Source organism: Alteromonas sp. CNT1-28 (genome assembly GCF_022348345.1).
GTDB lineage: Bacteria > Pseudomonadota > Gammaproteobacteria > Enterobacterales > Alteromonadaceae > Alteromonas > Alteromonas macleodii.
The window spans coordinates 20,889-45,588 of record NZ_JAKREZ010000009.1; the positions used below are offsets into that span (position 1 = coordinate 20,889).

Sequence of the window (24,700 nt, forward strand, 5' to 3'; positions counted from 1 at the left end):
TTTATATTAGTAGTTTATCGAAATTTTTGGAGGGTTCTACGGGTAATCGCTCAAAAGAATCGTTTCGTCGCAATTTGTCCTCAAATGAGTTGATCGCTCCGCTCTGCATAGTCAATTATCCTTTTGGATAATATTTATTATCTTTAATAAATACAAAGATTTAGGTTGGCTTAATTGATTTTTCATAAAAGCTTAATACTAAATCGAGACTAACCAGGGAATACGTACATGTATCAAATCAAGAGAAGTGCAGTTGCATTAGCGGTTGCACTGTCAATTGGTGCAACTGCACCAGCTTTAGCAAATAACACCAATGGCTCTATTCAAGGAACATCTGTTCAAATAAATGGCAGCAGCCTTGCAAATGTTACCGTTACCATCGAAAACTTAGATACGGGTCTAACACGTTCTGTACAAAGTGATGAGTCAGGAAACTTCCGCTTTCCATTACTTCCTGCTGGTAACTACAAAGTTACCGCCGAAAAGAATGGATTTCGCACTACCATTCAAGAATCTGTAAAAGTTGGCATTAGCGGCAAAACAAATCTAGATATGCGTCTTGCCAGCGATGACGTAGAGCGTATTGAAGTGACTGGTACTACGATTGCGATGGTTGATGTAACAAGTTCAAGCACGGGTATTATTGTAGATAGCGTTACACTCGATAGAGTACCGGTCCCACGTAACCTGACTTCTGTAGCGCTATTAGCACCAGGTACTACTCAGGGTGACTCAGCATTTGGAGATTTGCCTTCAATTGGCGGTGCGTCTGTGGGCGAAAATGGTTACTACATTAACGGATTAAACATCACTAACTTCCGTACTGGCGTGGGTTCAAGTGAGCCACCGTTTGATATGTACGAAACGTTTGAAGTAAAAACGGGTGGTTATTCAGCTGAGTTTGGACGTGTAACAGGCGGTGTTATCAACGCTAAAACCAAAAGTGGTACTAACGAATTCAAAGCGGGTGCCAACTTTTACTGGGAACCAGATGCACTACGTGAACAGCGTGATTCGTCTCGTAATAACAAAAACAATTTGTATCGCATCGACAATACGCGAGATGAAATAGACGAGTGGGATGTCAATGTCTGGGCGAGCGGTGCACTAATAGAAGACAAGTTGTTCTTCTATGCACTATTTAACCCTCGTTCAGCTGAAAATAATTACGTAAGTGACCAAACAAACACCAGTAGCGGCGTATCACAAAACGGCTTTTTTGAAAAAGATGATGATGCATTTTGGGTTGCCAAATTAGACTGGTACGTTACAGAAAATAATATTCTTGAAATTACTGCATTTTCTGATGAACGTTCAACAGAAATCACGACTTATGACTCTGTTGACGGCGGTGAATTCACTGACGGTCGTGTAGGTTACGAAGATGAAGGTGGGCTAAACTACACGGCCAAATGGACAAGCATCATTAATGATGATTTCTCAATCTCTGCTCAGTATGGCATTAACAAACAAGACAGAACCGTGCGAAGCGAGTTAGATGGCAACCCGGTTGTTTATTACCGCTATGACAGCACGGCAGCGTTCGTTCCAACAAATACATGGGCTAACTTTACGGCAGAGCAAGGCGATGATGAACGTGAAGTTATTCGATTGGATGCTGATTGGTACGCAGGCGATCACTCAGTACGATTTGGTGTTGATTATGAGAAGCTTACTTCAAACAGCAATACCATAAACTCAGGCGGTGCATACTATCTATACTATGTTGATGACAGCGATCTAGCTAACGAGGAAATTTACCAAGTTCGTTATCGCGATTATAACGTCGGTGGTCAGTTCGACTCTGAAAACTTTGCTTTTTATGTTCAAGACCAATGGCAGGTTACTGACACCTTGGTCATTAACGCCGGTATTCGTAACGATACATTCGAAAACTTCAATGCGGACGGTGAGTCTTTCGCTAAACTCGACAATCAGTGGGCACTTCGTCTTGGAGCAGTATGGGACGTGTTTGGTGATGGCGAGACAAAAGCATGGGCGAGCTACGGCAGATACTATTTACCTATTGCTGCAAACACGAATATTCGTCTAGCAGGCGCTGAAACTTACACACAAGAGTACTACGCGTTTGAAGGTTTTGCTGATGAAGCCTTGGGGATCCCTAATCTGACGGGCGCTAAAACTCAGCCTGATGATGTATTTGCTGACGGTACCGCGAAATCACCAGATGAAATTGTGGATCAAAACTTGGATTCAATGTACTCGGATGAATTTATCGCGGGTTACCAATTCCAATTGAACGATGAATGGAGCATGTCAATTCAAGGTACATATCGAGAACTTTCTACCACTATAGAGGATATGGCAATTGATGCGGCGGTTATAGAGTGGGCCGCAGCGAATGGCTACGGCGACGTATCTGATATCTGGGATGGGTTTCATCAGTATGTACTTACAAACCCTAATTCTGATATGCGTATTGGTACTACCGAGCTGCCAGGTGCTGAAGGTGAGTTAGTTTACATGGACCTATCAGCCGAAGATTTGGGCTACCCTGATTCAATTCGTAAATATGCAGCGGTAGACTTTATGTGGCAACGAGCTTGGGACGGAGTATGGATGCTGAACGCGGCGTACACGTGGTCACATAGCTGGGGTAACAACGAAGGCTATGTACGCTCAGATAACGGTCAGGATGATGCAGGTTTAACAACCTTATTTGACCAACCAGGTCTGCTTGATAACGCCTATGGTGATTTGCCAAACGACAGACGTCACCAAGTGAAGTTGTACGGTGCTTATGCGGTGACTGAAGATCTAACCCTTGGTGCCAACCTTCAATTCTGGACTGGCCGTCCAATCAATGCGTTTGGCTATCATCCTACAGATATTTTTGCTCAAGCTTATGATTCAGAATCATTCTTCGCCGGTGGTGAGCCAGCACCTCGTGGTTCTCGTGGCCGCACCAGCAGTTATTATTCTATCGACGTATCTGCTTCTTACAATATAGATATAGGTGACGAGCAGAAGCTAGTTGTTAGAGCGGATATTTTCAACCTTCTTAACAACGACCGCGTTACAGAAGTTAATGAAATATATGATGATGAGGGCTCAGCTGATCCAACAAATCCTGACGTAAACCCGAATTACGGTCTGCCAACTGCGTGGCAAACTCCTAGATACGTTCGTTTCAGCGTGAACTACTCGTTCTAGAGAGTAGACTTAATCAACATTTATGGCAGGGGTGAGGTGATACTTTAGTTGTATCCCTTGCCCCAATTAAGGGGAGCAGAAAAAATAAACTGTCAGTTCGTTTTTTGCACTGCGAATGTTAAATGTAAGTTAATATTTACGGAAAAAGGCGAAAAGACAAAAAAAAATTGAACTTTTACGGAACACCCGTCTGATCCCAGTTGACCGCTCGCTTAGGATGTGGTTATTATCAAAGTGAGGCTTTGACCTTACTAATAATAATTCGTTATATAAACGATTTAAGAAACACACACTAAGAGTTTTAGTGGTCCAGGGAGACAATACATGTTTACAAACTCTAAGCTGGCTAAGTCAGTGAAGTTAGCGTGCGCATTCGGTGCAGCATCAACTATCGGCTTCACAGGCGCAGTTAACGCACAGGAAACCGAAGAAGCAGCGGACGCAGTAGAAAAAATCGAAGTAACGGGTTCTCGTATCCGTCGTACCGACATTGAAGGTGCAAACCCAGTTACAGTAATGTCACGTGTTGACATCGAAAAATTTGGTGTTACGTCAATCGGTGACGTTCTTCAAGCAATTCCTTCTGCAGGTTCTGCTATCAACACCAACAATAACAACGGCGGTAATGGTACAACTACTATCAACATCCGTGGTATTGGTTCAAACCGTACACTAGTTCTTGTTAACGGTAAGCGTTGGGCACCAGGCCTTGGCGGTTCTGTTGACCTTAACAACATTCCTGCTGCAATCATCGAGCGTATTGAAGTACTTAAAGATGGTGCATCAGCGGTATACGGTTCTGATGCGATTGCAGGTGTTGTAAACATTATTACTCGCCAAGATTTCGAAGGCGTTCAAGCGTCTGGCTATGTTGGTCAGTGGGATGAAGGCGACGGTAATAAAGAGCAGTGGGACATCGGTTTCGGTACAGCTAACGACAAGGGTAACGTTTACTTCAACATCTCTTACGTTGAAGAAGAGCCTACACTAGCGGGCGACCGTGAAATCTCTGCAGTGCCTACGTTTGGTACTCCTGAAGGTTTTGGTGGTTCATCTGCTCCTCCTCAAGGTCGTTTCTTTACTTTTGACCAAGATGGCAATGCGTTCAGCCAGCAGGGTGACGGTAACGGTGGTTTAGAGCCATGGGTTGAGCCTACAAGCCGCTTCAACTTCGCGCCGTTTAACTATCTTTCTACGCCACAAGAACGTACAAATATTTATACTCAGGCACGTTACGAGCTTACGGACAACGTTTCTGTTAACGTAACGGGCTTCTACGGCAACCGTAAGTCAGAGCAGGCTCTTGCGCCTACTCCGCTATTTATTGGTACAGCGTTTGGTGATACTGGCTTCACATTATCAGCCGATAACCCGTTTAGCCCTTACGATTTTGACGTTACAACTGACCAAGACGTACTAGACGCTGACCCGAATGCGCGCGAGATGTTCCTGTTCGGTCGTCGTATGATGGAAGCGGGCTTCCGTAGCTTTAAGCAAAACGTTGACCAGTTCCAGTTCAACGGTGGTTTTGACGGTGTATTTGAATTTGCTGACCGTGAATTCTTCTGGGATGTTAACTACACTTATGCAGACATCACGCAGAACACGTCAACTGAAGGTCTGTTAAACATGGACCGCGTTGCACGTGCAATTGGCGACCCAGCAAACTGTACTGGCGATTGTGTTCCATTAAATCTGTTTGGCGGTGCACCTGAAGTTATCGGTGAAGGTTCAATCACGCAAGAGATGCTTGATTACATCACCTTTACTGCGCAAGACGAACTTAATTCATCGCTTGAGAGCTACTCTGCAAACATCTCTGGTGAAGTAATGGAACTTCCAGCGGGTTACCTAGCATTCGCTGCGGGTTACGAGAAGCGCTGGCAGTCAGGTTACGACCAGCCTGATGCAATCATCGCTGCGGGTATCACTTCTGGTAACGCGCGTCTGCCTACCTCAGGTGCTTTCAGCGTTGAAGAAGCTTACCTAGAGCTTGCAGTTCCTCTACTTTCAGATATGCCTGGCGTAGAGCAACTAGACCTAGAACTTGCTACTCGTTACTCTGACTACAGCAACTTCGGTGACACTACTAACTCTAAAGTTGGTCTTAAGTGGCGCATCAACGATGACCTATTAGTACGTGGTACTTGGTCAGAAGCATTCCGTGCTCCATCACTAACTGAATTGTTCAGCGGTAACAGCGATGCATTCCCACCACTAACGGATCCATGTAACGGCGGCGCAGCGGCTAACCCTAACCTACCTGGTTGTGCGGGAATCCCAGCTAGTTATCAGCAGCCTAACTCACAGATTCGTATAACAACTGGTGGTAACGCGAATCTACAAGCTGAGGAAGCTGAGAGCTTCACATACGGTTTCGTATACTCTCCAGAAGCAGTTGAAGGCCTATCAATCACGTTTGACGTGTTTGATATCGAAGTTGACAACGCAGTATCTTCAGTAGGTGCGCAAACTATCCTTAACGCGTGTGCTGAGACTGGTGAGACTCTTTGTTCACTAATTACTCGTGGTTCAGGCGGTAACGTTGTTGACCTATTCAACGGTCAAATTAACCTAGGTGGTCAAACGACTTCTGGTTTCGATTACAACGTAGCGTACAACTTCGAAACTGAATATGGTGATTTCCGTGTGAACTGGGATGGTACATACATCGATGAGCGTTCACTAATTGTTGTTGACCCAGTAAGCGGTACTTCAGAGACCTTCAACGATGCAGGTCAAGCGGGTGACCGTGACGTTGTTCCACGTCTACGTACTAACTTGTCACTTACTTGGAACTACGATGATTGGACAGCTAACTGGTTAATGCGTTACATCGGTAACACGACTGAGCTATGTCAAATCGACGGCGGTGAACTTGATCAGCAGCTATGTAGTGATCCAGTTGACCCAGCTGCAGAAGAAGGCAATAGCTTTAACGAGCTAGAAGCAATGGCTTACCACGATGTTTCACTAGGCTATGCTGTTAATGATAACCTTCGTATTACTGTAGGTGTGAACAACTTGTTCGATACTGACCCAGAAGTTTCTTACTCGACGTTTGCTAACAGCTTCGACCCGTCTATGTATGAAATTCCTGGACAATTCTTCTACTCACGCGTAAACGTGACCTTCTAATAGAAGTGTAGAATGAACTAAGAAAAAGCCTCTTCGGAGGCTTTTTTGCTGTGTGGACAACAGGAAATGAATATAGAACAATGCATCAAGAATGCTAACGAAGCCCATTCATCGGGCAATTCCGATGAGGCGATGAGATGGCTAAAGAAGGCAGGTAGCTTGGGAGATCTTAATGCTGCACTAGACTATGCCTATTTTAAGTCAGGGGAGAACCCAGCTGAATCAGTGGAGTTCTTAAACGGTGTAAGTTGTGCAGACAACCCCGTGGTTCAGTTCCACAAGTTGCAGATTGGCTATTTTGGTGAAGTGACAACGAGTACTAGTGAAGTTGCTAAGACGCTACTTACACTTGGCAACGAAGGTGTTATTGAGGCTTACTTAGTCGCGTTATCCTATCTATCGGTAAAAAGCGCAACTTTTTCCTACATTGCAGACAAGGTATATCACCTAGCACCTAATATCAGTAAACAGCTTAATCTGGCTTCACCGGCGCAAGGTGAGATTGAAAAAGACTTTCACCAGCAAATCATTGAAGAATTGTCTGAATCGCTTGGCAGAGAATTTAAACCTTCAAAAGTGTTAGATGAGTCCTTACCTATTGAAGTGTACGAAGGCATACTATCTGAATACGAATGTCACTATCTGATCACGAAGTTTAGCGCACTGCTGCAACCTTCAATGGTTGTAGATCCTTTAACGGGAGAGGGTAGGATTGATAGTGTTAGAACAAGTTATGTAGCGATAATAGCACCTAACCATTGCGACTGGATTACCCGCAAGCTAGACAAAGTAATATCACAGGTAACGAACACACAAAGATGTAATGGTGAGGCATTGAATATATTGAGGTATGAACCGGGCCAGCAGTACAAACCTCACTATGACGGATTAAACGAAAAAAACGATGCGTTAATGTTTAAAGATGGCAAACAGCGCATTAAGACTGCGCTTATTTACTTAAATACGGTCAAAGAGGGGGGGGAAACCCTTTTCCCAAAGCTTGACATTAGCATAGCGCCAACAATCGGAAATATGGTTGTTTTTCCTAACACGGACGATCATGGTAAACTATTGTTAAACAGCTATCATGCTGGTGCGCCATCTATTTCAGAAAATAAATGGTTAGTTACAAAATGGATTAGAGAATGTACAACCATTTATGGTAACTTGGTTTACGGTACTTATACTAAGGGATAACACGGATGAAAAAAGTAACACAAATAATTCTTGCATCAAGCCTTGCTCTAACGCTAGGTGCATGTGGTTCAACCAGTAATCAAAGTTCTCAGTATGCGAAAGCTGATGCCAATGCTGAAGACGACGGCATGGTCTGCAAAATTGAGAAAAAGATTGGTTCAAACCGTATGCAACGGGTTTGTTACTCAGTAGAAGAACGCGAGCAAATGCGCGAAGCAGGTCGTGAAGCCTGGACTCGTATGCAGGGGCGAAATGAAACTGGTGGTGGCGACCAGTAATTCAAAACTTTGTAAGGCTAGTATGGGAAGCGAAACACTTCCCATTTTTATATGAATAACAATAATAATCACATCACTCAATTAATTGAAAGCATTACGACAATGGTTGAGAAAGCTGAGTATGATTCAGCACTTTCGGCCTACGCGTCTTTGTTCAAGCAATACCCCGAATTTTTATCTCCAAAAGATGAAGAGCCTCTTTCAAAGTTCAGGGCCACCCATATTCATAATGCGGCTAACTTGTCTCGTAGGGCACTGTACAATGCTTGCCATCACATAGGGAGCACATCCAGAATAAAGCAGGCGGTGAATATGTTGTGTGGCGTTGAAAGAAAGGTTTATCAACACGAAGCACAAAAACCAAGTTTCCTTTTTATACCTGATTTGCCTTCGTCGCCATTTTCTGAAACTAGCGAGGTAGAGGGGCTTCAAGATTTGGTTGATAAGCTCTCTTCATCTAAGGAAGTCTTTCTGTCTTGTGTAAAATATGCAAATGATAACTATGTTCATGAGATAGGAGAGGTGCCAAAGTCAGATGATTGGAAAAAACTGAGTGAAAATTGGTCTTCCATGCATTTGATGAAAGGAGGACACTTTACGGAGCACGCTAAGCGTCTTCCGCATGACCTCATATCCTTGTTTAATTCGCCTTTGTTAGCACACTGTCCGACCCACGCACCTGAAGTCGTCATTTCGGTATTAAAGCCAAAAGCCTATATTCCTCCACATTACGGTATCTCGAATATAAAGTGGACACTTCATATCCCACTTGTTGTTAACGACAACGCTTATTTAGATGTCGCCGGTGAGAAAAGAACGTGGAGTGCCAAAACAGAAGCTTTACTATTTGACGATAGTTTTGTGCATAGTGCAGAAAATCCAGCTGACGCAGCACGAGCGGTGTTGATTATCGATATCTGGAACCCTCATTTAACCGAAGTAGAAAAGCAAGACATACAAATGCTGATGCGCGAATATGCTAATTGGTCCGCACATTTTGGTGCGCTTGCAGTGTTGGACAAGAGGTTTTACTAATATAATGCAAGGCCAGCCAAATATTATTATTCCCCAGCTTATTAATGCATTTAGGCAAGGCAACTTTTCAAACGTTATTGACGCTATAGAAGCATCGCCTGCGCTTGTTAATGTAGACCCTGTTGTCGTTCAATTGTACGGTGGGTCCTTACGCAAACTGGCAGAGCACAAAAAAGCGGCAAAAGTTTTTGAAAAAGGGTTGAAAAAGTTTCCTTCATCGACTGATCTGATGAATAGTTATGGAAACTTTCTTCTAGAGAGTGGAAATGCAGTAAAGGCTTCACAGCTTTTTAGAAAGGCGAGCAGCATAAATGCTGAGTCCTTCGATTATAAATATAACCTTACAAGATCCCTCTATGCTGAAAAGAAATACCGTGAGGCCTTACAATTAGGAAAGCAACTAGTTGAGGCTCGTTCGAATCATGTTTCATTACTTATCTTACTAGCCGCTATTCAGGTTGAACTCGGCAACATAGAAATTGCTGAAGCCCATTTGGTTTCAGCGCTTAATATTGATAATCGCAATGTTACTGCTTTGAATAATTTAGGTAACCTGAAGCGCGGGCAGGGAAAGCTCGTTGAAGCAATTCGCAATTACGAGCTAGCGTTAACACATGCTGTTCAAGCCAATGCCGATACACCATTAATTTATCAGAACTTAGCTGCGGTTATGGGGCTCAATGGTGATACTGATTCATCATTAGCGGTGTACCAAAAAGGGCTGTCGCGTTTCCCCACCAATAGCGAATTGAACAAAGAATATGCCCATTTCGCATGGATAAAGAACGTTTCTTCGCCATTCGCTTTTTTCGAAGAACAATTGTCTGACGAAAGTGCGGAGCTTGTACTCGTATATTGTGAGTTGATGTTACGTATTGGCGAACCATCAAAAGCGCGTTATTGGCTTGAAAAGTTGATAGGCCACACAGACAAGAGTATTAGCGTCGCTGCAACCGCTCATTTAAGTAGTGCACTTAGAGACTCAGGCGAATTTGAAGCAGCACTAACTTTAAGTGAAAGCAAATTAAAAGCGGCACAAGGCAACACAGTTGCACTTCTCGTCGAGAAAGGATATGCGCTATTAAGCTTAAGAAAGTACAAAGACGCTATTGTAGTATTTGAAAAGGTTTGTCGTATGGCTCCCCTCAATCAAGGATACTGGACACTGCTTTCTACAGCGTATAAAGCGAACGGCAATAGTAACAAATACAAAAATCTGTGTGATTATCAGTGTTTTGTCCACGCAACTGAGCTTCTGACAGACAGCGCAGCAAATATTAGCTTTGTGCAGGAACTGAAGGACCACCTTTCTACCTTACACAATGACGAAAGGCATCCGATTGGACAATCTTTAAGAAACGGATCGCAGACGTTTGAAAATTTGTTAGATAGCAAACATCAATTACTGCAAACGTTAAGAAGAGTGCTAGAAGAAAGGGCACAGGAATTTATAGGCAGTTTGAAAACCGAGAAGAAACACCCCTTTCTTTCTAGGTTAAGTGATAATCTTAATTTTATAGGAAGTTGGTCTGTACGCCTTCGTCGGTCGGGATTTCACAAATCTCATTATCATTCTGAGGGCTGGTTGAGTGGAGTTCTTTATGTAGACGTTCCTGAAGAAGTTAATCAAGGGGGCAATGGATGGCTATGCTTTGGGCGCCCTGATATAAACGGCGTTGCTATGGATGAAGATTATGCGATTAAGCCTGAGGCCGGCACCGTTGTTTTCTTTCCCTCGTACCTATGGCACGGAACCAATCCCATTGAAACTGAAAGCCAGAGAATGACTATAGCTTTTGACATTGTGCCAAATTAAAAAGCGTCGATGCGAGCCAGAAACAGCCGGATGTCACGCATTACGCTAGCGTTAACCCTTGTCGTAACATAATGCGGAAATACATTGAGAGGAAAAGCACCTCATATCTTCAGAAATGTTGTGTATTTTAGGTAGCCGGCTCAAGCTTAAAGGCGAGTGTATAACGTGGCGTGTAGCAAATTCTATTCGGCGGGCGACCAACATGTTTTATGGCACCGTGAAATATCACCGTTCGGCCGGGCTTGGGCGTACTAGCAAAAACACAGTCGTCGTGTTCGTTATAAAAAAGTGTCTCTCCCCCCCATTCAATATCCCACTGCGGGCAAATGTACACGAGTACAGTCAACTCGTCTGCTTCTGGTAGGCAGTCGGTATGAGTAAACAACATATCGCCATAGGACGCATAATTGACGTACCCTCGATAAGCTCGATATTTTTTCCCTGTTATTTCAGCGATTTGTGCCATGGCCCGTTGATAAACGGGTAAACCTGCTATCTGTGGTTCGCTTAACCCTACGGCCCAGTGTTTATATTCTGCTGTATCTGGCCGTGCGACTTCGTTAAGACGGAATGCGCTTGCTTCAAGACCCTTGAACACGGAAGTTGCTTCATCTTTTGAGCATAAGTTATCGAATACCCATATCGGTTTGTCACCTACGGTATGACTGTAAGTCGGTTTTGCCATTGTATTGTTCTTGATTTTATTTCTATGAGACTATGACGTCATTAATATCAAATTGTGTTGTACAATCCAACGCCAATACAAGAAAAAACGCTTCGTAAGAAATGCGTATAGATTAAATAAAACAGGAAAATCAATGATTGATGGTATGAATAGTCAGTTGTATCAGGCTGATATAAAAGCCGCTTTCGACAAAGAAAGAAAAGTGCGAGTAAAAAGTTTCCTTACCCAGGAGTATGCAGAAAAGCTCTTATTGAGCTTAACCAACGACGTGCCATTTGAGATGGCGTTGGTACGCGGTGGTCGCTACGAGTCAATTTCACAAAGCGCCTGGAAAGCAATGGATAACCAAGCAAAACAAGCAGTGAATACAGAAGTAATGTCAAATGCGGCTAAAGGTATTGGCTTTGTGTACGGGCGACATCTAGTAACGTCAACAGAACGGATTGCCCAGATGAGTAAGTTTTACGACTGGATTAATAGTGAAGCAGTACTTCAATGGGCGAGAGAACTCAGTGGCTTCGATGATATTTGTACAGCAAGTGTTCAAGCAACCCGCTATACACCAGGCCAATTTCTTACTCGCCATCAAGATGTAGTTGAACGAGAACAACGCCGCCTTGCTTATGTGGTTAATTTGGCACCACAATGGCATCCAGACTGGGGAGGCTTGTTACAATTTTACGAAGAGGATGGTACGACCACTGAAAGTTGGGCGCCAGAATTCAATACATTAAGTCTCTTTGACGTTAAACATATTCACAGCGTGAGCTATGTTACTCCCTTCGCACAGCAGCCGCGTTATGCGCTAACAGGTTGGTTTAAAGCAACTTAACAAACTGTATTCTGCTAGAGCGACAGCGAGATAAGTAAAAGTTTACATTAATCGATTAAGGAATATACGGACGTTTACAATTGCTCTGAGTTGTTACTTCGCTGAAAAGTGATTGTAAAACCGGCAGATAGCAGTGTTTCTGTAAAGTGTAAACAGGGAGTTACTTGACTAAACGTAACATTCCATGTGAGTATACTACGTTCGTAGTACTGAACATTGACGTCAGTGCTACATTCCTGAAACAAAATTGTGAAAGTTTTATACGCCCCTTGCCCGAATATTTTCCTTATCGGCGAGGATTCAAATAAGAAATTTGGTTGGGAACTATGTCCAAAATGAGCAAGAGAACTCTTATTGCTTCTACTGTTATGGGTGCATTCGCACTAACAGGTAGTGCAGTCTCTGCAGATACGCTTGAAGATCTTCATAAAGAAGAAGCGAAAATCCACGCGGCTGCAGCGAAATCTCAAGAAAAAATCAATACGTTGTTTGAACAGTCTCAAGAACTACTTGTTGAGTATCGTCAAACAGTAGATGAGACAGAAAACCTTAAAATCTACAACGATTACATCGCAAGCCTAGTTGCAGACCAGCAACGCGGTATCGATTCATTACAACGTCAGATCGACAGCATCGAACAAACTAAGCAGGGCATCGTTCCTCTTATGTTCCGCATGATCGACAGCCTAGAGCAGTTCATCAAGCTAGACCGTCCAATTCACTTAGACGAGCGTCTACAGCGTGTTGAGCGTCTTCGCGACCTTATGGCTAACTCTAACGTAACTGTTTCAGAACAGTTCCGTCAGGTACTAGAAGCTTACCTAGTTGAAGTTGAATACGGTACTAAGATCAACTCTTACCAAGGTACTATCGACGACGCAGGCACAGAAGTTACTGTTGACTTCTTTAACCTAGGTCGTACGGCGCTAGTTGCACTTTCTCTAGACCAAACTCACGCATGGGTATGGAACAACGAAAGCCGCGCATGGGAAAAACTGGGTGACGAGTATCTGTCTTCAGTTGTTGACGCAGTTAAAATGGCTAACAACGTCATTCCTGCGGATCTGATTAAACTACCAATTAGCGCAGCGGAGTAATTGTTAATGAAACCAGTATTCAAATCTCTTTTAGCCGCTGCGACAGTTGCAGTTGCAGCAACCGGAGCGCAGGCTCAGGAAGCAAAGAGCCTGAAAGATCTTCTAGACCAGGTTCAACAGAACCGCGTTTCTGAAGCTCGCCTAGATAAGCAACGCGAAGCTGAGTTCCAATCAGCACGTGCTGACAAGCAAGCACTTCTTCGCAAAGCACAAGCAGATCTTAAAGCTGAACAAGCTCGTGGTGACCGTCTACAGAAGCAATTCTCAGACAACGAAGTTACATTAAACGAGAAAGCTGCTGAGCTAGACCAAGCTACAGGTACACTTGGTGAAATGTTCGGTGTGGTACGTCAAGCATCTTCTGAAGCTTACGGCCGTATCTCTACATCAATCGTAAGTGCACAATTCCCTGGCCGTGGTCAGTTCCTTGCTGAAATGTCAGAAGACTCTAAAGGTCTTCCAAACATTAAAGAACTTGAAGACCTATGGTTTGCTCTTCAGAAAGAAATGACTGAAGGCGGTGAAGTAGTTAAGTTCACTACTGAAGTTGTTAACCTTGACGGCGGTTCTTCACAGCAAGAAGTTGTTCGTGTTGGTACTTTCAACCTTGTTGGTGAAGCTGGTTACCTAGCGTATGACGCTGAAGCTGAAGTTGTTCAGCCTCTTGGTCGTCAACCAGATGGTCACTTTGTAGCTTCTGCTGACGAACTAATCGGCGCTACTTCTGGTTTTGTTCCTTTCTTTGCTGACCCTTCTCAAGGTGCAATCCTTGGTCTATTGAAGCAAAAAGCGACAATGTCTGAGCGTTATCATGCTGGTGGTCCAGTTGGTTACACAATCACAATTATGCTTGCGATTGGCCTACTAATTGGTATCTACAAAATGATCACACTAACGATCACTGGTGGAAAAATGCGTTCACAGCTTAAGAACGTAAACAATCCTTCAGAAGGTAACCCACTAGGTCGTATCCTTAAAGTTTACCAAGAGAACAAGACTGCTGATGCAGAAAACCTTGAGCTTAAACTTGATGAAGCGATTCTTCGCGAGCTTCCAAAAATTGAAAGCGGCATTAACGTTATCAAGATCTTCGCAGCGATTGCTCCTCTACTAGGTCTACTAGGTACAGTACTAGGTATGATCGAGACATTCCAAACCATCACACTATTCGGTACAGGTGACCCACGTATGATGGCAGGAAGTATCTCTATGGCTCTTGTAACTACTGCTCAAGGTATTATCGCGGCTCTGCCTCTAATCCTTACTCACAGCATCGTAGCTTCTCGTAGCAAGTCAATCATCCACATTCTTGATGAGCAAACTGCGGGTATCGTAGCTGCTCACTCAGAGTCGGAGAAAGCGTAATATGAATTACCTGATTGGATTATTCGAATCGGTCAGGGACTTTATCGCTACCGGCGGTGACGTACTATACTTCGTTGCTGCCGCGCTCTTTCTCATGTGGGTTTTAATGATTGAGCGTTACTGGTATTTAACCTCGGTCTTCCCAAAGGTGAAGAAAAACATCATCGCGAATTGGGATGCCCGAGCAGATACCACATCATGGTATGCGCATAGAATCCGTGACGCGTGGATTTCTCAAGCGTCAGACGACCTTAACGCTAGAATGCTGATTATCAGAACCATTATTGCAATGTGTCCACTAATCGGTCTACTTGGAACAGTAACCGGTATGATCAGTGTTTTCGAGACAATGGCAACACAGGGCACCAGCAACGCTCGTCTAATGGCAGCTGGTATCTCTATGGCAACGATCCCGACAATGGCGGGAATGGTAGCCGCGCTATCTGGACTGTTCATCAGTTCACGTCTTGAAGCGAAAGTGAAGCTGGCAAGAGAAGGGCTAGTTGATAGCCTGCCACATCATTAGAGAGAGAGATTATGGCTCGAAAAGTCAGAACCGAGGAAGAAGATGCACAGATCGACATGACGCCCATGTTGGATATCGTGTTTATCATGCTGATCTTCTTTATCGTTACCACTGTTTTCGTTAAAGAAGCAGGGATCGAAGTCAACAAGCCAGATGCGAGCCAGGCGATTCTTCACAAAAATGCAAACATTTTCATCGCCGTAACTGAAGACGGAAATGTTTGGCTAGACAAGCGTGAAGTAGCGCCGGACAGCGTAAGAGCGAATATTGAGAGACTGCTTACCGAGCAGCCTACAGACTACGTAATCATTCAAGCTGACGTTAAAGCGAAGCATGGTTTAGTAGTTGAGATTATGGATCAGGTTAAAGCCGCTGGCGTTAACCGAGTCTCGGTAGCGGCAAGGGGATAAGATGTTACGTATAATTGTATCTATACTTTTAGGTGCTGGTGTTGCATTTGCCCTTTTCGTTCTAATGGCCAAGTTGATTGAAAATTCATCTAGACCAGCAGACGAAGTACCGCCTGCACCGGTTATCGATATTGTAATGCAGGAACCAGACGACCAAACGCAAACGCGTACTCGTGTTCCACCACCACCGCCGCCTCCGCCGCCACAGCCTCCTAAAATGGAGCAAGTTGAGCCGGAAACTGCGGAACCTGATGCAGATGGCTTTAGCTTAGCTATTCCAGCTATCGACACAGGTGGTGTTGGTGTAAACATCGGTGGTGTTGGTGCAATGCAGCGTGATGGTGAAGCAACACCTATCGTTCGTATCGACCCGAAATATCCACCTGATGCAGCCCGTGACGGCCGTGAAGGTTGGGTAAGACTGTCTTTCACTATCAACGAAGTTGGTGGTGTTGAAGATATCGAAGTTATCGAAGCTGAACCTAAGCGCGTATTCGACCGTGAAGCACGTCGTGCTCTACGTAAGTGGAAATACAAGCCTAAGATCGTTGATGGCAAGCCAGTTAAACAACCTGGCATGTTCGTACAGCTAGACTTTAAACTGGAGCAATGATCATGATGAAACGTACATTCAAAATGTCAGCCGTTGCTTTAGTGCTAGGCGCAGGCGCGGTGCTTTCAGCACCCGCTGCCCTAGCGCAGTCAGCACCTGTTGTTTGTCCTGGATATGAGAAAGGAAAAACAACGCTTGTAGGTGAGCGTACCGGTAAAAAAGTTCAGAAAGCTTTTGAGTTCTACAATGAAGACCAAGTTAATGAAGCACTAAACGTACTTTACGAAATCGACGCATCTGACGATTTCGATCGAGCTTACGTAAAGCGTTTTATTGGTAACTTACTTGCTGCGCAAGAAGGTCAAGGTGGTAAAGCTTTAGGGTATTTGGTTGAATCAGTTGAACCGAAAGTTCTAAACGACCTTGAACACTCTCAAACACTTAAATTACTAGGTGATTTGAGCATGCAGGAAGAGAAGTACACTGATGCCATTAAATGGTATAACGAGTGGATGGACTTCACGTGTAAAGAAGACGCAGACGTATATACGCGTTTGGCACAGGCTTACTTTGAATCTAAGCAACTAGCGAAGATGGTTGAGCCAGCAGACAAAGCGATTGCTTTGTATGAAGAGCCAAACAAAAACCCGTATGTATTAAAGCTAACTTCTTACTACGAGCGTAAGATGTACCCTGAAACGGTTGCTGTTGCGGAAGATCTTGTTAGAACTTTCCCTCAGGAAAAGACTTGGTGGTCACGTCTTGGCTTTTTCTACATCTTAGTTGAAGACTATAAGAAAGGTCTTTCAACGCTAGAACTTGCTTATATGCAGGGTTATCTAGAGAAAGAGTCAGAAATAAAGACGCTTGCTCAGCTTTATCAAAGTAACGGTATGCCTTACAAGGCGGCTAAGTTGCTTGAAAAGCACGTGAAAGAAGGCTTGCTAAAAAATGATGCCGATATGTTAGCAAACGTAGCTAATGCTTATCACCAGGCAAAGAACTTCAAAACGGCTGCTGACTTGTATGCACAAGCTGCTGCTAAGAGTTCAGACCCTGAGCATTATCGTAAGCAAGGTACACTTTTACTTGTAGCGGAAGACTACAAAGGCGCTATTAAAGCACTAGAGAATGCTCTAGAGCGTGGTGCTGAAGACCCTGAGAAGATTCACTTCACGTTAATGGAAGCGAACTTCTACGCAGGTAACTTCAAGTCTGCTTACAAGCACGTACAAGAAGCTAAGAAAGATCGCTCTCTACGCCGCAACGCTGCAGCGTGGGAACCTTATATCAAGGAAAAAGCAAAGAACCGCGGTATTAGTATCTAATATGTGGTTTTAGCAAAAAAGCCTCCCTTTGGGAGGCTTTTTTTTGCCCTTAATTTAGTAAGTGAGCTTTTCTCGAATGGGATTTTGTTTATAGGGCTTTAACACCAGCCCGCATAGATCATTAGCCTCTCAGCGGTATTTAAAATGTTCGTAATCGCGGCTTGTTAACGCAGGTATAGTGGCTCTACGCCAAGCAGATTATTTGTACTTTCAGGCTACAGACTTTCTATTATTTGAAAGCAGGCAGAAGTGCTTCTCTTATAATAATAGTGACTTCTTTTAACCCACGTGCTTTTAGGTTTTCTTCGTTGAATGTAGAAACAAGTTGCTTCGCATTCATATCTGAATGTGTAAGTACTTTTCTGAGAAAGCGCTTCGTGTTAATGATTTCAACAAGACGCCATAGCATATACAGTATTGTGTTATTTGGCTTGTTCAGTTGAGTATTTGCGCTTGGTGTAGGCTGAGTCTCTGCATAACGCGCAATTTTATGTAATATCGGCCAAACATCATCTAAAGTGCGTGTGCCTTGGGTAAAATGTACTAACTTTTCTACATAGATTGTCAGTATGCTAATTGGCACGTTGTCTAACTGGTTATCGAATTTAAAGCTCTCTTTTAGCGCTACCAATTCAGAAAGCAGTTTTTTTGCTCTGTTGGAATGAGGATATAACGCTAGTGCACTGGTTTCTCCACTGGCTTTATTAGGCTTTCGCCCATAGTCTACAATCTCAAATCCATTTCTTTTCCAAAAACTGTCTAACTTAAGTGTCGTTCCATAAGAAGTACAGATAGCGTCAATACTTTGCTTCTTGGCTTCATCACTAACTCTTTGTAGCAAGTAACTGCCCATACCCTTACTCTGCGCAAGCGTATCGACGGCAATACGGTTAATACGCCAATATCTAAACGTTGCTGTTTTTGCATCAGCAGACAACAGAGCAAGTCGCTGTGCACCTAAATGCCCTTTAGGACGACGCTTTCCAGACGCAATCCCCAATGCGGTATCGTTCAGGTAGTCGCTACCTTCAGCGTTTATGATTGCAGCACCTATCACGTTGTCGTTGAATTTAAGTATGGCAACAAGTACATCCGGGCTATCCATCAAGCGCATAAAATCATCGGGCGTAGTTTGATAATGGGCTAATGAAAGTAGCGACATTATTTGCTGAAGCGCCTCTTCGGAAATGCTTTTAAACGAACTTATGGAAAAATCGTAATCTATCGGTGGGTTAATACTGTTTTTGAAATTAATCTCGCCAATATTGCGCGCCGCATCTCTGTCCTCAAATAAACAAGTCGTATTGAAAAAGGCTTCAATGGGATCATGTTCGAACCATCGTAACGGCGTTGATAGTCTTAAATGGATAGCTGATGGCGGTAAACTAGGGATGAGTTTGTGAATAAAACCACTGCCTGAACCTTCATAACCCAAAAGCGTAGTACTAAGCACCCACTGCTTGTGGTTGGCTATGATCCGGTATACATCCGGGAGGGGGATTGAAGCCGCTTCATCAACAATTACAACGTCGTACTTTTCATCTTCTGTGGTATATAACAAGGCACTGTCAGGGGGCACCCATTTTACACTGCCAAACGTCGCTGCCTCATTCTTATCACCAAGGAATAGTTGGGTTTGAATGTTAGCGGTGGATGGTTGTTGTGTTCTGACACCGGCTATTTCGTACTGTTGAATACGTGAAAGCACGTTCTTCACATTATCAAAGCGTTCACTGGTTAATAGTACATTTTTACCCTGTCTGATTAGGCTTTCAATGAATATACCTAATAATGATGACTTGCCTCTGCCTCTTGGGGCGGTAATCAGCGCGTTTAGTTTATTAAGTGAGTGTGCTTGATATAAACGACTGTATGCCTGCTCTTGCTCTTCTGATTTAAATAGTGAGCCTCTATAGACGTTTGATGTTAAGCCTTCGCTAATACGGTACATAGCCGTATCTGGAAGCGTGGTTTTTTCTTCAGTGTGAAATGCCACGTAGTCGTTGTTGCGCAGGTGCTTTATAAAACGTTCGAGGTATCGACTTTGTGTAAGCTTAAACCCCTCCGACAGGAACGAGACCGAAATATTGTTGACCCATTCACTCAATGCAGGGCAAATAAGTATTAAACAACCACTGCGTTTAACGATCCCCGCCACTGCCATCACGTCGCCAGGTTTGAATGAATCGCGACAGTCTAATGTGGCAATGTCACATTCACTCCCCAGTACTTGTTTGCGGTTCTTTCCCTTAAGTGTATCGCCAGCAAAATTCACAACGCTTATAGATGAAACTTCATCTACAAAGGCTTGAACGCTACGTATGGCAGCTTCACAAAAATCATCATTGCCAGATATTACAAGCATTCTCCGGTGAAGCGGGCAAGTCACGTTTGATAAGTGTGAAGCGTGAGAGCTTTTTTTGCAGCCATTTTCGCCGCTATTTTCAAAGTAGGGGGCTAATAGCCATTCGCGTAATTGAGTTAGCGCCATGAATCAGTTTTTTCGGTATAATCTAACGCTATAGTAGCGATTTATTATGAGGAATTCGAATGCGCTTTCTTTCTCGGCGTCTAGTTATGCCAAACGACCTTAATTACGCCAATTCTTTGTTCGGTGGCCGCGCGTTAGAATGGATAGACGAAGAAGCTGCAATTTGGGCTATTTGTCAGCTAGAAACTAATTGCTTGGTAACTAAGCATATTGGTGAAATTAGTTTCGAATCACCGGCTATGCAGGGTGATATCGTAGAGTTTGGTCTAGAAACTAAAGCTGTAGGCCGTACGTCTATTACCGTAAGCTGCTTGGTACGCAACAAAGCAACCAAGAAAACCATCTGTTTTGCAGACGATATCGTTTTCGTAAAGGTTGACCCTGATACGCGTCAACCAACCGCACACGGCAAAACGTTGGAAGGTTTAAAAGCACAAACTGACGATGAAGTACGTCGCCTAAATATGAATATTGACGCTGAATAGCCCTAAGCTTTCAACGCCTTATATCATATATAAAACCTTACGTTAGCTTAACGTCTTATCTGCTTGACGGCGTGTATCGAACTGGTAGACTCCGTTGCAGAAGTTGAGTTTGCTAGTTTTAGCAGCGCAACACTATACCAAGGGGTGTCCGTTTTCGGTCTGAGACCCACATTCGTGGGAACCCTTAAACCTGATCCGGATAATACCGGCGTAGGGATGGTTCACAATATAGCCTTATCACCTGCCGTTAGACCCGGATCTTTTTTCTTAAATAAGAATAAGAGATCCCATGTATAAAACACTTTTCACACTTTCACTGCTTGCTAGTTCCGTTGCGGCCTATGCGCAACAAGCCAATGTAAGTAACACTTCAGATAGTACGCCATCAGATATTGAGCGAGTCGTCGTATCTGGTGATTTTCGTCAAACTACACTCGACCAGTTAAGTGCTAGCGCGACCATTTTAGATCAAGAGCGTCTTCGCAGTAGACAGCCGAGCCATATCGACAGTGTGCTAAACAGTATTCCAAACGTAAACTTTGCAGCTGGTGCGTCTCGCGGCCGCTTCGTGCAAATTCGCGGTATTGGAGAGCGTAGTCAGTTCGCCGAGCCTATCAATCCTTCTGTAAGCTTTATCGTCGATGAATTTGATTTTTCAGGCCTTGCTGCGGCAGGTCTTATTTTTGATACTAAACAACTAGAGGTATATCGCGGACCTCAGGCTACCTTATACGGCACAGGTGCATTGGCCGGAGCGGTTAAACTCTCCAGTAATGACGTGGGTAGCGACGCCCCAGACTACGTTGAAGCCCGCATTGGGAACAAAGAGAGTTACCGTATTGAAGGCGCCACTGGTGATGATATCAACACGGATTGGGGCTATCGTGTTGCGCTGGTTCATAATCGCAGTGATGGCTTTGTAGAAAATACGTTCTTAAATAGAAGCGATACCGCGAATATCGATGAAACCGCACTGCGCTTTGCCGTTGAAGGCAGCGTAGATGAGCGAACCACACTTGCACTTACTTATCGCTGGTACGATATCGATAACGGTTACGATGCATTCTCGCTAGACAATGACAACAAAACGCTGTCTGATGAACCAGGATTTGACGAATACCAAACCCACGCTGTTAGCGCGCGCTCTACAACCAATACAGCAGCGGGCGACTTTATTCTAATTGCCACCCATGCTTCTCACAATATTGCTTATGGCTACGATGAAGACTGGACATTCACAGGGTTTCACCCGTGGGGTTACACGTCTTTTGACGCCTATTATCGCGATGTAGAAACACAGACCGGCGAGATGCGTTTCGTGTCCTCTGACAGTGCCGCACTTTTTGATGGTATGACTGACTGGACAATAGGCGTATTTTATAAAAGCACGGAAGAAAAGCTGCTACGTCAATACACTTATTTGGATAGTGACTTTGCCAGTGAATACACGCCTACGACGACCGCTATCTATGCTCAGACTGAAAGTCGTTTGAACGAAAATTTAGTACTGGTAGCAGGGTTAAGAGTAGAAAACTACGATTTTGATTACGCTGATAACAACCAACTTACTCGCGCGTTCGACACCACCATGGTAGGCGGGAAAGTCGCGCTTCAGTATACGCAGGGCAATCACTTCTATTACGGCAGTATTTCACGCGGATATAAAGGTGCAGGTTTTAACCCCGACAGCCGCGTGAATGACAATCAGCGATTCTTCGACGAAGAATATAACTGGAACTACGAAGTAGGCGTTAAGGGCCCATTATTTACACCTGACCTAATTGCTCGCGCTGCAATTTTCTATATGGATAGAAAAGATACTCAGGTGAGCGATTTTGACGTTATCACTCGTGATGACGGTACGGCAGGGTTCGTAGATATTATTGATAATGCTGATTTAGGAACAAACAAAGGAGCCGAGCTGGAGCTTAGCTGGATTGCTAGTGATGCATGGCAGCTAGATGCAAGTGTTGGATATCTAAGCGCTACCTTTGAAGGGTATACGCTTGCAGACGGTACTGAAGTGTCTGAGCAAAGACAGGCTCAATCACCTAAGTGGACCGCAAACCTGTATAGTGAGTACGCACTTACAGATAACATGCTTTGGCGTGTAGATGTAGATTACAAAAGTGAATACCGTTTTTCTGACGGCCATGATGTAACCTCGCCAAGTACTACGCTGGTTAATTCGGAGATTGTGGTGCTACACGGTGATTGGCAGACATCACTGTGGGTACAAAATGCTTTTGATCGTGAGTACTACACCCGTGGATTCGGTGGTTTCAGCAACGACCCTCGCGATGAGTATGCCTTCGATGAGCCATATTACCAAATAGGTAACGGTCGTCAGTTTGGCGTTACTGTTAAGTACGCGTTTTAAAATAAAAGGAAACAGACATGCAAGTTATGGTTGAACTGTCGTTGTACCCATTGGTTAACGAATACATTCCACCTATTCAAGATTTCATTGATAGGTTAAATAGCTACAGTGATATTACAGTTTCAACAAGCTCAACCAGCACGCAGGTTACAGGTGACTATGGTGTGGTTATGAAAGTACTTGGTGAAGAAATGCAAAGGACCCATGAAGAAGTGGGGCAAGCTATTTTCGTGGCCAAGTTCTTAAACTTCGATGCCATGCAATCTAGAAAATCATCTTAATGGCTAGCTTTTTTTCTGAGTTTACCTCACAAATTGCCGCTACTTCGCTTTTAGAGTGGGTAGCGGTTGTCCTCGCTATTGCCTATGTGCTGTTAGCCGCAAAACAGAACAGCTGGTGTTGGCTGTGCGCTTTTGTGAGTACCGCAATTTACACCTGGCTATTTTGGCAGGTGACTTTGCCATTTCAGTCTGCGCTTAACTTCTTTTATATGATAATGGCGGGATACGGTTATTATCAGTGGTCGAAAGGGGCGGAAGACGGCGATGTTAAGCCAGTGCTTCATTGGCCTCTCTGGGCTCATTTGCTCATTGTGCCGAGTATGTTATTGCTCGCTTGGGTTCTGTCTGAGGTGGCAGGCTCACAGTTCAATAGTGAGTACCTACTATTAGATGCGAGCATTAATTTATTGAGTGTAGTCACAACATTTATGGTGGCGCATAAAATCCTGCAAAACTGGGTTTATTGGTTTTTCATCAATTTAGCGTCCGCCTATTTATACCTGCAAGTGGGTTATGCATTATCTGCTTGCCTGTTCTTAGGCTATGTTGGTTTTGCGGTATTTGGGTATTATCAGTGGCTAGTACAATATAAAAAACAAGGTGAACAGGTTGGATATCATCGCCACGCTGCAAAAGGCGCTTAATCTTAGCGACAGTGCGAAAATTTCGTCACACCCTGCTGGAGCGGTAAATCACGTTTACCGCGTTCAAGAGCTCGCAGATAGTCAGTTACCCTTGATTGCAAATAACCTTCAAAGTAGTGGGCAACCAAAGTCGGATCATAACCCTGTCGACTTAGCGGTGAAATGGATGGGCGATGATGACTTTAGTGGGGTTAATCGTGCGCACCAATTTGCTTTGCAGCAACAGCTTTATAGGTTGGGAGTAGCGCCGCAACCTATATGGTTAAGCGATGATGAAACCATCTGGGTTGAGCAGTGGCTAGAGCACAGTGAAAGTGCGACGCTTTCAATGCTTGAGCTGGCCAACACCCTCGCTCGTATTCATTCTTTGCCCATTACCGCTAGGCCACTAGATTTAGCATCAAGATGGCAGCATTATATTAATGTTGCACAGCTCGACATGAGCAGTGAGCTTTATCTAAAAGCCCAATCATTGCGGAAACAAGTAATAAAAAGTGAACAAGACGATGACGACTATGTGTTATGTCATAATGACTTGCTAACTAATCACTTATTACTGAGCGCAGATAACTCACTCAAAATTATTGATTGGGAATATGCCGCCATGGGAAACCGCTACTTCGATTTAGCAAGTTGCTGCCTTATCAATAAACTTGAAATCAATGAAAGTAGAGAGCTCGTTAAGCATTACGCCAAGCTAATGAATATCGATGAGCACGACGCGATAGCGAAATTTGATCTGCACACCGAGATTGTCGCTATCACTAATGACCTGTGGTTTGCTGCGCTTAACGCCAATAAGGTCTAATTGGCATAAACTGCTCCGCATTTAAAAGTGACGCTGCATAGAAGTCGGTTTAAAAGCGAGCAATAAGACAAAACACAGGTGATGGATAAAGCCTATTTGGTGTTATTCGATTGAAAAAACAGCGCATTGCGTGTTAATTAAGCATGCAGTGCATGGTAGTGATAAAAAGGCTTTACC

Annotated in this window: 20 protein-coding genes and 1 riboswitch; of the genes, 18 read left to right on the forward strand and 2 right to left on the reverse strand. The window is 43.9% G+C overall.

The annotated features are described in order from the left end of the window. Positions 1–228: 228 nt before the first annotated feature. From MHN02_RS08240 to MHN02_RS08265, 6 genes are all read left to right on the forward strand, one after another. Entirely contained in the window at positions 229–3,174 is a 2,946-nt protein-coding gene (locus MHN02_RS08240; RefSeq protein WP_239245464.1) for a TonB-dependent receptor, read from the forward strand. Between the two features lie 324 nt (positions 3,175–3,498). Continuing rightward, the gene (locus MHN02_RS08245) at positions 3,499–6,312 is read left to right on the forward strand and encodes a TonB-dependent receptor (protein ID WP_239245467.1); all 2,814 of its coding nucleotides are present in this window, start codon (positions 3,499–3,501) and stop codon (positions 6,310–6,312) included. A gap of 66 nt (positions 6,313–6,378) precedes the next feature. Then, positions 6,379–7,509: a 2OG-Fe(II) oxygenase gene (locus tag MHN02_RS08250; protein ID WP_239245470.1), complete on the forward strand. Its 1,131-nt coding sequence runs from the start codon at positions 6,379–6,381 to the stop codon at positions 7,507–7,509. A 5-nt stretch (positions 7,510–7,514) separates the two neighbouring features. Next, complete coding sequence (locus MHN02_RS08255) at positions 7,515–7,787, forward strand: hypothetical protein (protein ID WP_120960342.1); 273 nt, start codon at positions 7,515–7,517, stop codon at positions 7,785–7,787. Between the two features lie 102 nt (positions 7,788–7,889). Next, positions 7,890–8,822, forward strand: a complete 933-nt coding sequence (locus tag MHN02_RS08260) for an aspartyl/asparaginyl beta-hydroxylase domain-containing protein (protein ID WP_239245473.1) — start codon at positions 7,890–7,892, stop codon at positions 8,820–8,822. A 4-nt stretch (positions 8,823–8,826) separates the two neighbouring features. Next, positions 8,827–10,638, forward strand: coding sequence for a putative 2OG-Fe(II) oxygenase (locus MHN02_RS08265; protein WP_239245476.1), 1,812 nt, complete (start codon positions 8,827–8,829; stop codon positions 10,636–10,638). Positions 10,639–10,765: 127 nt separating this feature from the next. Here MHN02_RS08265 and MHN02_RS08270 read toward each other — a convergent pair whose 3' ends face one another. After that, positions 10,766–11,323 (reverse strand): 2OG-Fe(II) oxygenase, encoded by a 558-nt coding sequence (locus tag MHN02_RS08270; RefSeq protein ID WP_239245479.1) that lies wholly within the window; start codon positions 11,321–11,323, stop codon positions 10,766–10,768. Between the two features lie 133 nt (positions 11,324–11,456). On the opposite strand from MHN02_RS08270, the gene MHN02_RS08275 reads away from it, so the two are divergent. The 7 genes from MHN02_RS08275 (at position 11,457) to MHN02_RS08305 (ending at position 17,434) form a co-directional block, all read left to right on the forward strand. Next, the gene (locus tag MHN02_RS08275) at positions 11,457–12,155 is read left to right on the forward strand and encodes a 2OG-Fe(II) oxygenase family protein (protein ID WP_239245482.1); all 699 of its coding nucleotides are present in this window, start codon (positions 11,457–11,459) and stop codon (positions 12,153–12,155) included. A gap of 335 nt (positions 12,156–12,490) precedes the next feature. Beyond that, a complete protein-coding gene (locus MHN02_RS08280) occupies positions 12,491–13,252 on the forward strand; it encodes a DUF3450 domain-containing protein (protein ID WP_014948702.1) in 762 nt (253 codons plus the stop codon). Between the two features lie 6 nt (positions 13,253–13,258). Next, complete coding sequence (locus tag MHN02_RS08285; RefSeq protein WP_156078053.1) at positions 13,259–14,617, forward strand: MotA/TolQ/ExbB proton channel family protein; 1,359 nt, start codon at positions 13,259–13,261, stop codon at positions 14,615–14,617. Between the two features lies 1 nt (position 14,618). Continuing rightward, a complete protein-coding gene (locus MHN02_RS08290) occupies positions 14,619–15,143 on the forward strand; it encodes a MotA/TolQ/ExbB proton channel family protein (RefSeq protein WP_012517736.1) in 525 nt (174 codons plus the stop codon). Positions 15,144–15,154: 11 nt separating this feature from the next. Then, complete coding sequence (locus MHN02_RS08295; RefSeq protein ID WP_012517737.1) at positions 15,155–15,553, forward strand: biopolymer transporter ExbD; 399 nt, start codon at positions 15,155–15,157, stop codon at positions 15,551–15,553. A gap of 1 nt (position 15,554) precedes the next feature. After that, positions 15,555–16,166: an energy transducer TonB gene (locus tag MHN02_RS08300; protein ID WP_014948704.1), complete on the forward strand. Its 612-nt coding sequence runs from the start codon at positions 15,555–15,557 to the stop codon at positions 16,164–16,166. 2 nt (positions 16,167–16,168) lie between these two features. Next, a complete protein-coding gene (locus tag MHN02_RS08305) occupies positions 16,169–17,434 on the forward strand; it encodes a tetratricopeptide repeat protein (RefSeq protein WP_239245485.1) in 1,266 nt (421 codons plus the stop codon). Between the two features lie 229 nt (positions 17,435–17,663). Here MHN02_RS08305 and MHN02_RS08310 read toward each other — a convergent pair whose 3' ends face one another. Beyond that, a complete protein-coding gene (locus MHN02_RS08310; RefSeq protein ID WP_239245488.1) occupies positions 17,664–19,925 on the reverse strand; it encodes a GNAT family N-acetyltransferase in 2,262 nt (753 codons plus the stop codon). Between the two features lie 59 nt (positions 19,926–19,984). Here MHN02_RS08310 and MHN02_RS08315 point away from each other — a divergent pair, with 59 nt between their 5' ends. The 5 genes from MHN02_RS08315 to MHN02_RS08335 all read left to right on the forward strand — a co-directional run bounded on the left by MHN02_RS08315 (position 19,985) and on the right by MHN02_RS08335 (position 24,523). Beyond that, complete coding sequence (locus tag MHN02_RS08315; RefSeq protein WP_012517742.1) at positions 19,985–20,410, forward strand: hotdog domain-containing protein; 426 nt, start codon at positions 19,985–19,987, stop codon at positions 20,408–20,410. Between the two features lie 130 nt (positions 20,411–20,540). Next, positions 20,541–20,644, forward strand: a riboswitch (TPP riboswitch). A 55-nt stretch (positions 20,645–20,699) separates the two neighbouring features. Continuing rightward, entirely contained in the window at positions 20,700–22,790 is a 2,091-nt protein-coding gene (locus tag MHN02_RS08320; protein WP_239245491.1) for a TonB-dependent receptor, read from the forward strand. Positions 22,791–22,807: 17 nt separating this feature from the next. Continuing rightward, positions 22,808–23,071 (forward strand): hypothetical protein, encoded by a 264-nt coding sequence (locus MHN02_RS08325; protein WP_014975943.1) that lies wholly within the window; start codon positions 22,808–22,810, stop codon positions 23,069–23,071. After that, a complete protein-coding gene (gene pnuC / locus MHN02_RS08330) occupies positions 23,071–23,715 on the forward strand; it encodes a nicotinamide riboside transporter PnuC (RefSeq protein WP_020743106.1) in 645 nt (214 codons plus the stop codon). Before MHN02_RS08325 ends, pnuC begins: the two co-directional genes overlap by 1 nt. Then, positions 23,672–24,523, forward strand: a complete 852-nt coding sequence (locus MHN02_RS08335) for a phosphotransferase (protein ID WP_232306464.1) — start codon at positions 23,672–23,674, stop codon at positions 24,521–24,523. The genes pnuC and MHN02_RS08335 overlap by 44 nt, the downstream gene beginning before the upstream one ends. The last annotated feature ends 177 nt before the right edge of the window (positions 24,524–24,700 follow it).